Source organism: Pantoea sp. CFCC18177 (assembly GCF_059412425.1).
Map to the genome: position 1 here is coordinate 298546 of NZ_JBNBPL010000001.1, position 13034 is coordinate 311579.

The 13034-nt window shown below is 53.6% G+C and carries 13 protein-coding genes and 2 tRNA genes; 9 read left to right on the forward strand and 6 right to left on the reverse strand.

All coding sequences use genetic code 11. The features are described from left to right. Nucleotides 1-37: 37 nt before the first annotated feature. The 4 genes from purU (at nucleotide 38) to xthA (ending at nucleotide 2235) form a co-directional block, all read left to right on the forward strand. Complete coding sequence (gene purU, locus ACPUC8_RS01315; protein WP_039334733.1) at nucleotides 38-886, forward strand: formyltetrahydrofolate deformylase; 849 nt, start codon at nucleotides 38-40, stop codon at nucleotides 884-886. A gap of 144 nt (nucleotides 887-1030) precedes the next feature. Further along, nucleotides 1031-1115 (forward strand) — tRNA-Tyr (locus tag ACPUC8_RS01320). A 45-nt stretch (nucleotides 1116-1160) separates the two neighbouring features. Next, a tRNA-Tyr gene (locus ACPUC8_RS01325) sits at nucleotides 1161-1245 on the forward strand. A gap of 183 nt (nucleotides 1246-1428) precedes the next feature. Continuing rightward, on the forward strand, nucleotides 1429-2235 hold the full coding sequence (gene xthA, locus ACPUC8_RS01330) for an exodeoxyribonuclease III (RefSeq protein WP_039334589.1): 807 nt from the start codon (nucleotides 1429-1431) through the stop codon (nucleotides 2233-2235). 32 nt (nucleotides 2236-2267) lie between these two features. On the opposite strand, the gene ACPUC8_RS01335 is transcribed toward xthA, so the two are convergent. The 4 genes from ACPUC8_RS01335 to ACPUC8_RS01350 form a co-directional block, all read right to left on the reverse strand. Further along, nucleotides 2268-2561 (reverse strand): YnjH family protein, encoded by a 294-nt coding sequence (locus ACPUC8_RS01335; protein ID WP_039334587.1) that lies wholly within the window; start codon nucleotides 2559-2561, stop codon nucleotides 2268-2270. After that, nucleotides 2561-4483 carry a DNA topoisomerase III gene (locus ACPUC8_RS01340; protein WP_039334584.1) on the reverse strand — a complete coding sequence of 641 codons (1923 nt, stop codon included), beginning with the start codon at nucleotides 4481-4483 and terminating at the stop codon, nucleotides 2561-2563. The genes ACPUC8_RS01335 and ACPUC8_RS01340 overlap by 1 nt, the downstream gene beginning before the upstream one ends. 22 nt (nucleotides 4484-4505) lie before the next feature. After that, nucleotides 4506-5549: a selenide, water dikinase SelD gene (gene selD / locus ACPUC8_RS01345; protein WP_494925473.1), complete on the reverse strand. Its 1044-nt coding sequence runs from the start codon at nucleotides 5547-5549 to the stop codon at nucleotides 4506-4508. Nucleotides 5550-5702: 153 nt separating this feature from the next. Continuing rightward, on the reverse strand, nucleotides 5703-6254 hold the full coding sequence (locus ACPUC8_RS01350) for an NAD(P)H nitroreductase (RefSeq protein ID WP_039335485.1): 552 nt from the start codon (nucleotides 6252-6254) through the stop codon (nucleotides 5703-5705). Between the two features lie 169 nt (nucleotides 6255-6423). On the opposite strand from ACPUC8_RS01350, the gene sppA reads away from it, so the two are divergent. From sppA to pncA, 3 genes are all read left to right on the forward strand, one after another. Beyond that, nucleotides 6424-8283, forward strand: a complete 1860-nt coding sequence (sppA, locus tag ACPUC8_RS01355; RefSeq protein ID WP_058969529.1) for a signal peptide peptidase SppA — start codon at nucleotides 6424-6426, stop codon at nucleotides 8281-8283. A gap of 84 nt (nucleotides 8284-8367) precedes the next feature. Continuing rightward, nucleotides 8368-9381, forward strand: coding sequence for an asparaginase (gene ansA, locus ACPUC8_RS01360; RefSeq protein WP_039335481.1), 1014 nt, complete (start codon nucleotides 8368-8370; stop codon nucleotides 9379-9381). A 16-nt stretch (nucleotides 9382-9397) separates the two neighbouring features. Further along, a complete protein-coding gene (gene pncA, locus ACPUC8_RS01365; protein ID WP_058969531.1) occupies nucleotides 9398-10006 on the forward strand; it encodes a bifunctional nicotinamidase/pyrazinamidase in 609 nt (202 codons plus the stop codon). Between the two features lie 34 nt (nucleotides 10007-10040). Here the strand turns inward: pncA and ACPUC8_RS01370 are convergent, their stop codons facing one another. Together ACPUC8_RS01370 and msrB are read right to left on the reverse strand one after the other, a co-directional pair. Next, nucleotides 10041-10322 carry a YeaC family protein gene (locus ACPUC8_RS01370; protein ID WP_039335477.1) on the reverse strand — a complete coding sequence of 94 codons (282 nt, stop codon included), beginning with the start codon at nucleotides 10320-10322 and terminating at the stop codon, nucleotides 10041-10043. A 2-nt stretch (nucleotides 10323-10324) separates the two neighbouring features. Next, nucleotides 10325-10735, reverse strand: a complete 411-nt coding sequence (gene msrB, locus ACPUC8_RS01375) for a peptide-methionine (R)-S-oxide reductase MsrB (protein ID WP_039335474.1) — start codon at nucleotides 10733-10735, stop codon at nucleotides 10325-10327. Nucleotides 10736-11073: 338 nt separating this feature from the next. Between msrB and gapA the strand changes: the two genes are divergently transcribed. Together gapA and ACPUC8_RS01385 are read left to right on the forward strand one after the other, a co-directional pair. Then, nucleotides 11074-12072, forward strand: a complete 999-nt coding sequence (gene gapA / locus ACPUC8_RS01380) for a glyceraldehyde-3-phosphate dehydrogenase (protein ID WP_039335472.1) — start codon at nucleotides 11074-11076, stop codon at nucleotides 12070-12072. 74 nt (nucleotides 12073-12146) lie between these two features. Continuing rightward, nucleotides 12147-13022 carry a D-hexose-6-phosphate mutarotase gene (locus ACPUC8_RS01385; protein ID WP_058969533.1) on the forward strand — a complete coding sequence of 292 codons (876 nt, stop codon included), beginning with the start codon at nucleotides 12147-12149 and terminating at the stop codon, nucleotides 13020-13022. The last annotated feature ends 12 nt before the right edge of the window (nucleotides 13023-13034 follow it).

Sequence of the window (13034 nt, forward strand, 5' to 3'; positions counted from 1 at the left end):
CTTTACCATTCATCGCTTTGACAGGACTCTGATCGAGATGCAAGCGCCAAACACGCAACGAAAAGTTTTACGAACCATTTGCCCTGATGCAAAAGGGCTGATCGCTAAGATCACCAACATTTGCTACAAGCACGAACTGAACATTGTGCAGAACAATGAGTTTGTCGATCACCGTACCGGGCGCTTTTTCATGCGCACAGAGCTTGAAGGGATTTTCAACGACAACACCTTGCTGGCCGATCTCGACAGCGCGCTGCCAGCTGGCTCGGTGCGTGAACTGCAGAGCGCAGGACGCCGCCGCGTGGTAATTCTGGTCACCAAAGAAGCGCACTGCCTGGGTGATTTACTGATGAAAAGCGCCTTTGGGGGTCTCGATATGGAGATCGCCGCGGTCATCGGTAACCATGAAACCTTGCGTTCACTGGTCGAGCGTTTCGATATTCCGTTCGTGCTGGTGAGCCACGAAGGATTAACCCGTGAAGAGCACGACAATCGCATGGGTGACGAAATCGATCGTTACCAACCGGATTACGTCGTGTTAGCGAAATATATGCGTGTGCTGACGCCGGCCTTTGTGCAGCGTTACCCGAATCAGATCATCAATATTCACCACTCGTTCCTGCCCGCGTTCATCGGCGCTCGTCCTTACCACCAGGCGTATGAGCGCGGCGTGAAGATCATTGGCGCAACGGCACACTATGTGAATGATAACCTTGATGAAGGTCCAATCATTATGCAGGACGTCATCAATGTCGATCACAGCTATACCGCAGAAGAGATGATGCGTGCCGGACGTGATGTTGAGAAGAATGTATTGAGCCGTGCACTGTATAAAGTGCTGGGTCAGCGGGTGTTCGTTTACGGCAACCGCACCATCATTCTTTAATCTGTGCGGCGCTGAATTGTGCAACTCTTCAGCGCCACGCGTGAAAAGTGGTCAAACGATTCATAATTTCGTTTTCAGCGCTTTACAGTCAGAGCGCATTTGGTATGATGCGCCCCGCTTTCAGGCACTTTAATTCAGGCCAGTGGCGGGATTCCCGAGCGGCCAAAGGGAGCAGACTGTAAATCTGCCGTCATCGACTTCGAAGGTTCGAATCCTTCTCCCGCCACCATCTGAATTAACTCCTTGCCTGAATCGTTAAGAGCTTTATATCCCAGGCGGGATTCCCGAGCGGCCAAAGGGAGCAGACTGTAAATCTGCCGTCATCGACTTCGAAGGTTCGAATCCTTCTCCCGCCACCATCCAATATTCTCCCATTCCTAATCAGCTACAAACTCTCACATAAAGCACTTGAGAAGGATGAGAAGCTTCGACCGAAGGTTCGAGTCGAACGCAGTGAGACTACCTTCCGATCCAATCCATGACTTTTAAGCGAAAACTCGTTACCATCCCGGCATACTTTTGCGGAAAAAAATGGCAGCGAAATGAAATTCATCTCTTTCAACATCAACGGCTTGCGCGCTCGCCCTCATCAGCTTGAAGCGCTGGTTGAGCAGCATCAGCCGGACGTTATCGGCCTGCAAGAAACCAAAGTTCATGACGACATGTTCCCGCTCGAAGATGTCAGCAAACTGGGTTACAACGTCTTTTATCACGGCCAGAAAGGCCATTACGGTGTGGCGTTGCTCACTAAGCAGCAACCTGTCTCTGTACGCCGTGGTTTTCCCGGTGATGATGAGGATTCACAACGCCGCTTAATCATGGCGGAAATCCCGAGTCCAATCGGCGACATTACCGTGATTAACGGCTATTTCCCGCAAGGTGAGAGCCGCGACCACCCGACCAAATTCCCGGCGAAAGAGAAGTTTTATCGCGATCTACAAGATTATCTTGAGCAGCAGCTGGCCGTCGATAAACCGGTGCTGATCATGGGTGATATGAACATCAGCAGCACCGATCTGGATATTGGCATTGGCGAAGACAACCGCAAACGCTGGTTGCGCACCGGTAAATGTTCATTCCTGCCAGAAGAGCGTGAGTGGATGGATCGCCTGATGAACTGGGGCTTGGTTGATACCTGGCGTGACAAATACCCCGATACCAACGATCGCTTCTCGTGGTTCGATTACCGTTCTAAAGGATTCGATGACAACCGCGGTCTGCGTATCGATCTGCTGCTGGCCAGCCAGCCGCTGGCCTCGCGTTGCATTGAGAGTGGGATCGATTACGACATCCGCAGCATGGAAAAACCGTCAGATCACGCGCCAGTGTGGTCAACATTTAAACTGTGATGAAGCTGCGTGGCGCCTAACGCCACGCGCTTTTATTTGATGATTTTCCAGATCAGCGGGTTGGTTCCCAGTACTTTCTCATCGCGCCCGCATTGCAACAGCACACCTTCTGCTTTTACCACTGCACCTTCCGAATAACTGCGGTTTTCATAAGTACAGCACTGCATGCAGTTGCTCTGCTGAGTGTTCTGTCCCTGCGTCCAGACTTCCGGTGGCATATCCACCACCACATCAGTATTTCCCATGCTTCTTTCCGGCTGGCGGTTGGCTTGTGCAGCCGTGCTGCACATCACCATCAGGCTCAGCACTACGAGAGCATAACGCATCACTCTGTCTCCTTGGTTTTACGCCGGGTCGATTTCGGTTTCGCTTTACGCTTGCCTGCCGGTGCGGCAATGCCTCTAAACGACTGTAATGACGGTCGCTGGCGCGCTTCGCCAATCAACCCAATCAAGGTGCTGACCAGCGGCTGCATAAACTCATCGTAACGGCAGGCTTTCTCACTGATACGAGTCAATGTCGATTCCCAATGCGCTGTCATGTCCGGTCGCGCCGCCATTTCAGGTAAGGCATGAATCAACGCCCTTCCCGCTTCCGTTGAATGAATATAGCGGCCTTTTTTGACCAGAAATGTTCGACGGAACAACAATTCGATAATGCCCGCGCGCGTCGCTTCCGTTCCTAAACCATCGGTCGCACGCAGCACTTTCTTTAATTCTTTATCCTGTACAAAACGCGCGATGCCGGTCATCGCGGATAACAGCGTGGCATCCGTGAAGGGGCGCGGCGGCTGTGTCTGCTTTGCCAACACTTCACCGCGCTCGCACAACAGCTCATCGCCTTTACTCACTACCGGCAGCGGCGTTCCGTCATTCTCTTCATCCCGCTCTTTGCTGCCCAGCAAAGCGCGCCATCCGGCTTCAGCCAGAAAACGGGCTTTGGCGATAAACTTACCGCCGCCAATATCGAGGTCAATGACGCATTTACGGAATATCGCATCAGGGCAAAACTGCATCAGATACTGACGCGCGACTAAACCGTAAATGTTAGCTTCGTTTTCCGTCAGATTGACTTTACTGGCACGCGCCGTGGGAATGATGGCGTGGTGAGCATCGACTTTTTTATCGTCCCAGCAGCGATTTTTCTGATCGGGATTGAAGTCCGCTGGCGGCGTCAGGTTGGGTTGATGCGCCTGAATGGCGTTCAGCACCGCGTGGCGGCCCGCAAAGTGTTCATCCGGTAAATAGCGGCTGTCAGAACGGGGATAGGTAATCAGCTTGTGGGTTTCATACAAACGCTGACAGCAATCCAGCACGTTCTGCGCACTCAAACCAAAGCGCTTAGCCGCCTCGATTTGCAGGCTGGAGAGTGAAAACGGCAGCGGCGCCGTATCCGACTCGCGTTTATCGTTGTAGCCAGTCACCAGCGCCGGCTTGCCATTGATGCGCTCTAATACGTGATCGGCCAATGGGCGATGCAGCAGGCGGCCTTCATCATCCTGCCAGGGTTCACAGGCATCACTGGGCACCCAGGTGGCAATAAAGCGCTCATCTTTCGGCGTGACGATGTGCGCCTTCACTTCAAAATAATCTTTCGGGATAAAGTTCTCGATCTCTTCATCACGACGCACTACCAGCCCCAGCACGGGTGTCTGCACGCGCCCCACCGATAAGACACCATCGTAACCGGCATTACGCCCTAGCAGTGTCCAGGCACGCGTCATATTGATGCCATAGAGCCAGTCCGCGCGGGCACGGGCCAGCGCAGAGACACACAGCGGGATGAACTCACGGTTTTCACGCAGACGCCCTACCGCACGCTCCACTGCTGCCGGGTTAAGATCGTTTATCAGGCAGCGTTGAACTTTTTGCCGTTTTTCCGGCGGCAACTGCAAATAATCCAGCACTTCATCCACCAGCAACTGGCCTTCACGGTCCGGGTCACCGGCGTGGACCACTTCAGTTGCCTGTTGCAGCAAGCCTTCAATCACCTTGAGCTGCTTCGCCACCGAGGGGCGCGGCTGCAGGCGCCACTTTTCCGGGATGATCGGCAGATCAGCCAGATTCCAGCGGGCATAACGGCTGTCGTAGCTTTCTGGCTGCGCCTGTTCAAGCAGATGACCCACACACCAGGTCACCATCTGGTCATTACCACAGGCAATAAAACCATCACCGCGACGATGCGGTTTTGGCAGGACATCAGCAATGGCGCGCGCCAGACTGGGTTTTTCGGCAATAAACAAACGCATGTGTGGCGTCGATCCTTTAACGTCAGTTCACGACTATAATGAGTGGATGAGCATGATCAGCAGCAAACAGCGCACCTATTGCTGTCGCCTGCACGCCGGCTAATGCAGCACAACGCTGGAAAGCGTCCACCTCGCTGGGTTGCACCGCCACCAGCAGTCCACCTGAAGTTTGTGGGTCACACAGTAATGCACGCGTGGCCTGATCCATTGGGGAAATATGCGCACCATAGCTGGCGAAATTGCGCTCAGTACCGCCAGGCACCGCGCCTAACACGATGTAATCATCCACGCCAGGTAACCGCGGAACCTGCGCGACCACCACTTCCGCTCGTAAGCCAGAACCCTGGCAAATTTCATTCAGGTGGCCCAGCAAACCAAAACCGGTGACGTCCGTCATGGCACTGACGCCGGCCAGTTTCGCAAACTCTGCGCCAGCGCTATTCAGCTGACACATCACCTCTGCCGCCAGCGTCTGATGCTCAGGACGCAGCAGCCCTTTTTTCTCCGCGGTGGTCAGGATACCAATGCCCAGTGGCTTGGTCAGGAAAAGCTGACAACCCGCCAATGCCGCGCTGTTCTTCTTCACGCGCGCCACATCAACGATCCCGGTGACAGCCAGACCAAAGATCGGTTCTGGCGCATCAATAGAGTGCCCACCCGCCAGCGCAATACCTGCCGCCTGGCACGCCGCTCGTCCACCTTCAATCACCTGTTGCGCCACCTCAGGGCTGAGGACGTTTATCGGCCATCCGAGGATCGCAATCGCCATGATCGGTTTACCGCCCATGGCATAGATATCACTGATGGCATTGGTGGCCGCGATACGGCCAAACGTGTAAGGATCGTCCACGATAGGCATGAAGAAATCGGTGGTGCTGACCACCGCCGTACCGTTACCCAGATCGTAGACGGCGGCATCATCACGGGTTTCATTGCCCACTAGCAGTTGTGGATCGTGAAAAGGCGTCAGCTCACTGCGTAGAATGGTTTCCAGCACCTGCGGAGATATTTTGCAGCCGCAGCCAGCCCCATGGCTGTATTGCGTCAAACGAAGCGGTTCACTCATGGCGGGTTCCTTATGCGCTGTACAGAAGGCGTTATGTTAGCCTGGCTGCCAGCCGGTGGTAAGTGTTGCGCGACCTAACCTCGATCTTTCGCACACGCGGTGTGCAATCTTTGCAACCGCGCTCACCCTGCAGCAGAAACCCGCTGTTGTCTGTCAGAAATAACTGACAAATTGTGCCGTATCGGGTGCCACCACGGTGGTGTTGGCTTTAAGCTGTGGCGTGCCGAGGTAAAGGAAACCCACAATCGCGTCTTGCTCACGGCAGCCAAAGGCTTCACGAACAGCCACATTATCGGTCCAGGGGCCGCTGCGCCAGATACCGTTAAAGCCCTGCGCTACTGCCGCCATCTGCATCGCCATCACCGCGCAGCCCGCTGACACCAACTGTTCCCAGTGCGGCACCTTGGCATGTTCTTCACAGCGCGCCACCACAGTAATGATCATCGGTGCTCTGAATGGGGCCGATGCCGCCTTTTCGATGGCTTTATCATCCTGATGAGTGTCGCGCGCTGCCTGCTCCAGCAGCTTAGCGAAACGTTCACGACCCTCATTCTCAACAATGATGAAACGCCAGGGCTGCAGTGTGCCGTGATCTGGCGCGCGTAATCCTGCATGCAAAATGTTTTGCAGCGCCTCACCTGCGGGTGCCGGTTCTGCAAGGCGTGATGCTGAACGACGGTTAACTAATAAATCCAATGCATCCATGATTATTCTCCCGTGAATAAAAAGCGTCGGCTAATCCTGGCACAGCGCGATCTTTTGTAACAGTCTGGCGCGATTTCCTGCTGACATTTCGCACGCCGCTCTTTAGGATGAAGCCAACATCGGGGCAGAGCGCGTGGCGACTGCCCTGTTACGTGAATATGGAGAGTTTATGCGCACATTGTGGCGAATTATTGCCGGTCTGTTCCGCTGGAGCTGGCGGGTGTTAAATTTCATTCGGGAATTTATTCTTAATTTATTCCTTATTGTTCTGATTCTGGCTGGCGTTGGCATCTGGTTACAGCTTTCCAGCGCCAGCAGCAGTGAGCCCGTGCAACAAGGTGCGCTGAAAGTTGATTTAAGCGGTGTACTGGTGGATAAGCCTTCCGTCAGCAATCGTCTGAGCCGCATCAGTCGTCAGCTGTTGGGTGCCAGCAGCGACCGCTTGCAGGAAAACTCTTTGTTCGATGTGGTGGATGCGATTCGTCAGGCGAAGACCGACAAGAACATTACCGGCATCGTGCTGGACTTGCGTGACTTCGCCGGGGGCGATCAACCGTCGCTGCAGTATGTGGGCAAAGCACTGCGTGAATTCCGCGATACGGGCAAACCCATCTATGCGATTGGTGATAGCTACAGCCAGGCGCAATATTACATCGCCAGCTATGCGACCAAAATCTACCTGTCACCGCAAGGTACGGTTGATCTGCACGGCTTCGCCACCAACGGCCTGTATTACAAATCCTTACTGGAGAAGTTAAAGGTCAACTCACACGTCTTCCGCGTCGGGACCTATAAATCCGCCGTTGAGCCCTTCCTGCGTGATGATATGTCACCCGAAGCCCGTGATGCCGATGGTCGTTGGATAGGTCAGCTGTGGCAGAACTACCTGAACACCGTTGCCGCCAACCGCCAGATCACGCCAGACCAACTCTTCCCTGGCGCAGCAGGCATCATTAGCGGCTTGCAGGCTGTCGATGGTGATACCGCCAAGTATGCACTGAACAATAAACTGGTTGATGTACTGGATAGCCGTGCTGCCGCAGACCAGGAGTTGGTGAAAACCTTCGGTTGGGATAAGGCCAATAACGATTATCGCAACGTCAGCATTTATGATTACACCGTGAAACAGCCGCAGCAGGATCAGGATGGCAATATTGCCGTGATCTTCGCCAGCGGCGCCATCATGGATGGAGAAGAGACGGCGGGCAACGTGGGCGGCGATACCACCGCGTCACAGATTCGTGATGCACGCCTCGATCCGAAAATCAAAGCCATTGTCCTGCGCGTGAACAGCCCAGGCGGCAGCGTTTCCGCCTCAGAAGCGATTCGTGAAGAGCTGGCCGCCGCGCATGATGCCGGCAAACCGGTGGTGGTTTCCATGGGCGGTATGGCGGCTTCAGGCGGCTATTGGATCTCAACGCCAGCGGATTACATCGTGGCAGCACCGAGCACGCTCACCGGATCGATCGGCATTTTCGGGGTGATCAACACCGTCGAGAACAGCCTGAGCAGCATTGGTGTGCACACCGACGGCGTCGCCACTTCCCCGCTGGCTGACGTGGCGACCACCAAAGCCTTGCCGACTGAAGTGCAGCAATTGATGCAACTGACCATTGAGAACGGTTATCGCAACTTTGTTGGCCTGGTGGCGACATCGCGCCATAAGACACCTGAGCAGATCAATGCTATCGCGCAAGGTCACGTCTGGACGGGTAGCGATGCGAAAGCCAATGGTTTAGTCGATGCACTGGGTGATTTTGACGACGCCGTGGCGAAAGCCGCCGAGTTGGCAAAAGTCGCTAAGCCACAACTGAGCTGGTATCAGGATGATCCAGGCATGATCGATTTGCTGCTCAATCAGATGAACGCGTCGGCTCAAGCCATGCTGCCTGCTGCACTCAAAGTGTGGCTGCCTGCGCCAATGCTGGATGTGATGAGCGCAGTGAAAGATCAGCCAGGTTTGATGAATAACCTTAACGATCCACAAAATCGTTACGCGTTCTGCCTGAATTGCGGCAACGTACGTTAATCTTTACAGCCCGGCCGCTGGTCGGGCTGCTTTTCGCTGTTAATCCCCTTATACTGCGCGTTTTACGGCAAGTCTGAGTTCCTCATGCAAAAGAAAAACATCTACGTAGCCTACACGGGCGGTACTATCGGTATGCAACGCTCTGCTCAGGGCTACATTCCGGTTTCCGGTCATCTGCAGCAGCAACTGGCGAACATGCCAGAGTTCCATCGGCCTGAGATGCCGAATTTTACCATCCACGAATATCATCCTTTGATGGACTCGTCAGACATGACGCCAGCGGATTGGCAATCGATTGCTGACGATATCAAGCAGAACTATGACCAGTATGATGGCTTCGTGATCCTGCATGGCACCGATACCATGGCGTTTACCGCCTCGGCGTTATCTTTCATGCTGGAAAATCTGTCCAAACCCGTCATCGTTACCGGTTCACAGATTCCATTGGCTGAGTTGCGCTCAGATGGCCAACAGAACCTGCTCAATTCGTTGTATGTCGCGGCGAATTATCCCATTAGTGAAGTCGCGCTGTTCTTTAACAACACGCTGTTCCGCGGCAACCGAACCACCAAAGCCCACGCCGATGGCTTTAATGCATTTGCTTCACCTAACCTGTCACCGCTGCTGGAAGCCGGCATTCACATTCGCAAGCTGAATACCCCTGCGGCACCGCAAGGCAAAGGCGACCTGATCGTGCATCCCATTACGCCGCAGCCCATCGGTGTGGTCACCATTTATCCGGGCATCTCCGCGGATGTGGTGCGCAATTTCCTGCGCCAGCCGGTGAAAGCATTGATTCTTCGCTCCTATGGCGTGGGAAATGCGCCGCAAAACGCCGAGTTTTTGGCTGAGCTTCATCAGGCCAGCGATCGCGGCATTGTGGTAGTGAACCTCACGCAGTGCATGTCCGGCAAAGTGAATATGGGCGGCTACGCCACCGGTAACGCACTTGAGCATGCAGGCGTCATCAGTGGTTTTGACCTCACTGTTGAGGCTACGTTAACAAAACTGCACTTTTTGTTGAGCCAAAATCTCACCAGCACTGAAATTCGTGCCAAAATGCAACAGAATTTACGCGGCGAATTGACCGACGACTGATACGGAGCGAGATGTAATGAAGCGGGCATTGATAATCATCGATATTCAGAACGATTTTTGCCCCGGCGGCCCTATGGCGGTGCGTGAAGGTGATCAAACGGTTGCCGTTGCCAATCGTTACGCACGTGAATTCCGTGATCGGGGTGAATGCGTTGTGGCATTACAGGACTGGCACCCAGCCAATCATGGCAGCTTCGCCTCAGTATCAGGCGAACCGGTTTACACCTTGGGTGAGTTAAACGGTCTGGCACAGATCTGGTGGCCCGATCATGGGGTTGAAAACTCTGTCGGTGCCGATTTTCATCCCGAGCTGGACCGTAGCCTGATTGACGCGGTGTTCCACAAAGGCGGTGACGTCGAGGTGGACAGTTACAGCGCATTCTTTGACAACGGCCATCGCCGTAAAACTGAGCTGGACAGCTGGCTACGTGAACGGAACATCAGCGACCTGGTGGTGCTGGGTCTTGCCACCGATTACTGCGTGAAGTACAGCGTGCTGGATGCGCTGGAATTGGGTTACAACGTTGAAGTGGTAAAAGAGGGTTGCCGTGGCGTGAACCTCAATCCAGATGACAGTGAAATTGCCATCGCCCAAATGGAAGCACAGGGTGCGGTAATAATCTGAAAAATGGGCTGGTGAAAACCAGCCCATTTGCCTGTCAGTGCAGGTTGATGCGTGTCACTTCCGATTCAATGCCGAAATCTTCCTTCAACTGCTTTTTCGACTTCATCACCATTTCACCACCCTTGCCGATGGTCATATGCTGTGGATCGTCGTTATGACGCGCCTGCCACAGCATCACCAGCTGCAGACAGTTTTCACGTTGTTCCGGCGTTAACGCCACACCATCCGGCCATTTGCCAGTTTCCACGGCACTGGCCAAACGCTCGTAAACTTCCGGCGTCATCGCTGCCAGCATCGCTTCCAGTTCTTGTTTCATGCTCAGCCCTCTTGCTGATTGCCCTGCTCATCGCTAAAGCTTAGCGATGCGGAGTTAACGCAATAACGCTCACCGGTAGGCTGTGGGCCATCCGGGAAGACATGGCCGAGATGTGCATCGCAATTGCCACAACGAATTTCCACACGGTGCATGCCATGCGAATCATCTTCCAGATAACGGATAGCATCATCACTGTAAGGCTGATAGAAGCTTGGCCAGCCACAGCCTGAATCGTATTTGGAGTCGGAGAGAAACAGAGGTGAGTTGCACACTAAGCAGTGGTAAATGCCTTCCTGCTTGTTATGCAGCAGTGCGCCACTGAAAGGCGGTTCCGTGCCGCGATGCTGAGTGACATAACGCTGCATCTCTGAAAGCTGCGCGATTTTTGCCTCGGGTGCGGTGTCTTTAGCCATTTTGAGTTCCGGAGTGTCATTCTGTAAAAATCGACTAGTATTCTAACAAACGAACAACATCTTCATGGTCTTTTTTCGTGCGAACCCATTCGACACGACTGCCACAGCGCAAAATTGTGACGTCGATCACCCTTTGCAAAAGTCATCCCTTTTCGGTCGGTATTCGGCGTAACATAGGCGCGCAATAAGGGTGCTGCGTAAGCGATTGCGCAACGAATTATTCCTGGCGTTGGAATTGACCTGTCGCAACAATTGACACGATTCCGCTTGACGCCTGGTAAGGTTTTTGTAATTTTACAGCCAACCTTTTATTCACTAACAAATAGCTGGTGGAATATATGACTATCAAAGTAGGTATCAACGGTTTTGGCCGTATCGGTCGCATCGTTTTCCGTGCTGCACAGCAGCGTTCTGACATCGAAATCGTTGCAATCAACGACCTGCTCGACGCGGATTACATGGCTTATATGCTGAAGTATGACTCTACGCACGGTCGTTTCGACGGCACCGTAGAAGTTAAAGACGGCGCGCTGATTGTTAACGGCAAGAAAATCCGTGTTACCGCTGAGAAAGACCCGGCTAACCTGAAATGGGATGAAGTGGGTGTTGACGTTGTTGCTGAAGCAACCGGTATCTTCCTGACCGACGAAACCGCTCGTAAACACATTCAGGCTGGCGCGAAGAAAGTTGTTCTGACTGGTCCATCTAAAGATGCGACCCCAATGTTTGTTCGCGGTGCAAACTTCGACAAATACCAAGGCCAGGATATCGTTTCTAACGCATCTTGCACCACTAACTGCCTGGCTCCACTGGCTAAAGTTATCAACGATCACTTCGGTATCGTTGAAGGCCTGATGACCACCGTTCACGCAACTACCGCAACGCAGAAAACTGTTGATGGCCCGTCTCACAAAGACTGGCGCGGCGGCCGTGGCGCAGCTCAGAACATCATCCCTTCATCTACCGGTGCTGCGAAAGCAGTTGGCGTGGTTCTGCCAGAGCTGAACGGTAAACTGACTGGTATGGCGTTCCGCGTTCCTACCCCGAACGTGTCTGTTGTTGACCTGACTGTTCGTCTGGAAAAACCAGCAACTTACAAAGAAATCTGTGCCGTTATCAAAGCTGAATCTGAAGGCAAGATGAAAGGCGTTCTGGGTTACATCGAAGACGACGTCGTATCTACCGACTTCAACGGCGAAACCCTGACTTCAGTATTCGATGCTAAAGCCGGTATCGCACTGAACGACAACTTCGTGAAACTGGTTTCATGGTACGACAACGAAACTGGCTACTCACACAAAGTTCTGGATCTGATTGCACTGGTTGCTGCTAAGTAAGCAACTAGCGAAACAGACAAGGGGTGACTTCGGTCGCCCCTTTTTTTTCATTTGGAAGAAGAGAAGGTCTGACGATGCAAGATAAAATTTATGCTTTGCCGGTGGTGAATCAGATCACCCCTTACCTGTCACAGCGCCAACTGGGTGACTTGCCGATTGTGGTGATCAGCCATCCTAAGGTGCGTGCCGCCATCGCACTGCAAGGCGCTCATCTGCTCTCCTGGCAACCGAGTGGGCAGCAACCGGTAATCTGGCTCAGTGAGAAGACGCCCTTCACTACGGGCAAGGCAATTCGCGGTGGCGTACCTGTCTGCTGGCCGTGGTTTGGCCCGGCTGGCGAACCTGCGCATGGCTTTGCACGTAATCAGCCATGGACACTCACCGCGCACGATGAGAACGAAGATGCGGTGATGCTGACCTTCACGCTGGAGAGTAATGCCCAGACCAAAAAGCTCTGGCCGCACGATTTCACCCTGCTCGCCCGCTTCCGTATCGCCGAACACTGCGAAATAGAGCTTGAAGCCTGGGGCGATTATGAAGCCACCGCCGCGCTGCATACCTACTTCCAGATTGCTGACATCGCGCAGGTTGAAGTGAGTGGCTTAGGCAATAGTTACATTGATAAAGTGAACGCAAATACCTTGGGCAGTTCAGCGGATGGTAAACAAACCTATCCCGACCGCGTGGATCGTATTCACACCGCTGCAGAAGATTGCAGCGTGATCCACGATAAAGGCGGCAAGCGTCAAATCGAAGTGTATCATCACTATCAAAGTGACGTTGTCACCTGGAATCCGGGCCCGGAACTGTCATGCAGCATGGCGGATATGCCGAACGAAGGCTACAAAACCATGGTTTGCGTGGAGACGGCGCGCATTAATAAGCCGATGAAAAGCGCCGGTGAATCCCCTGCACGTCTCGGTACCACGCTGCGCGTGCGTAACAAATAAGTCTTTGCGGCG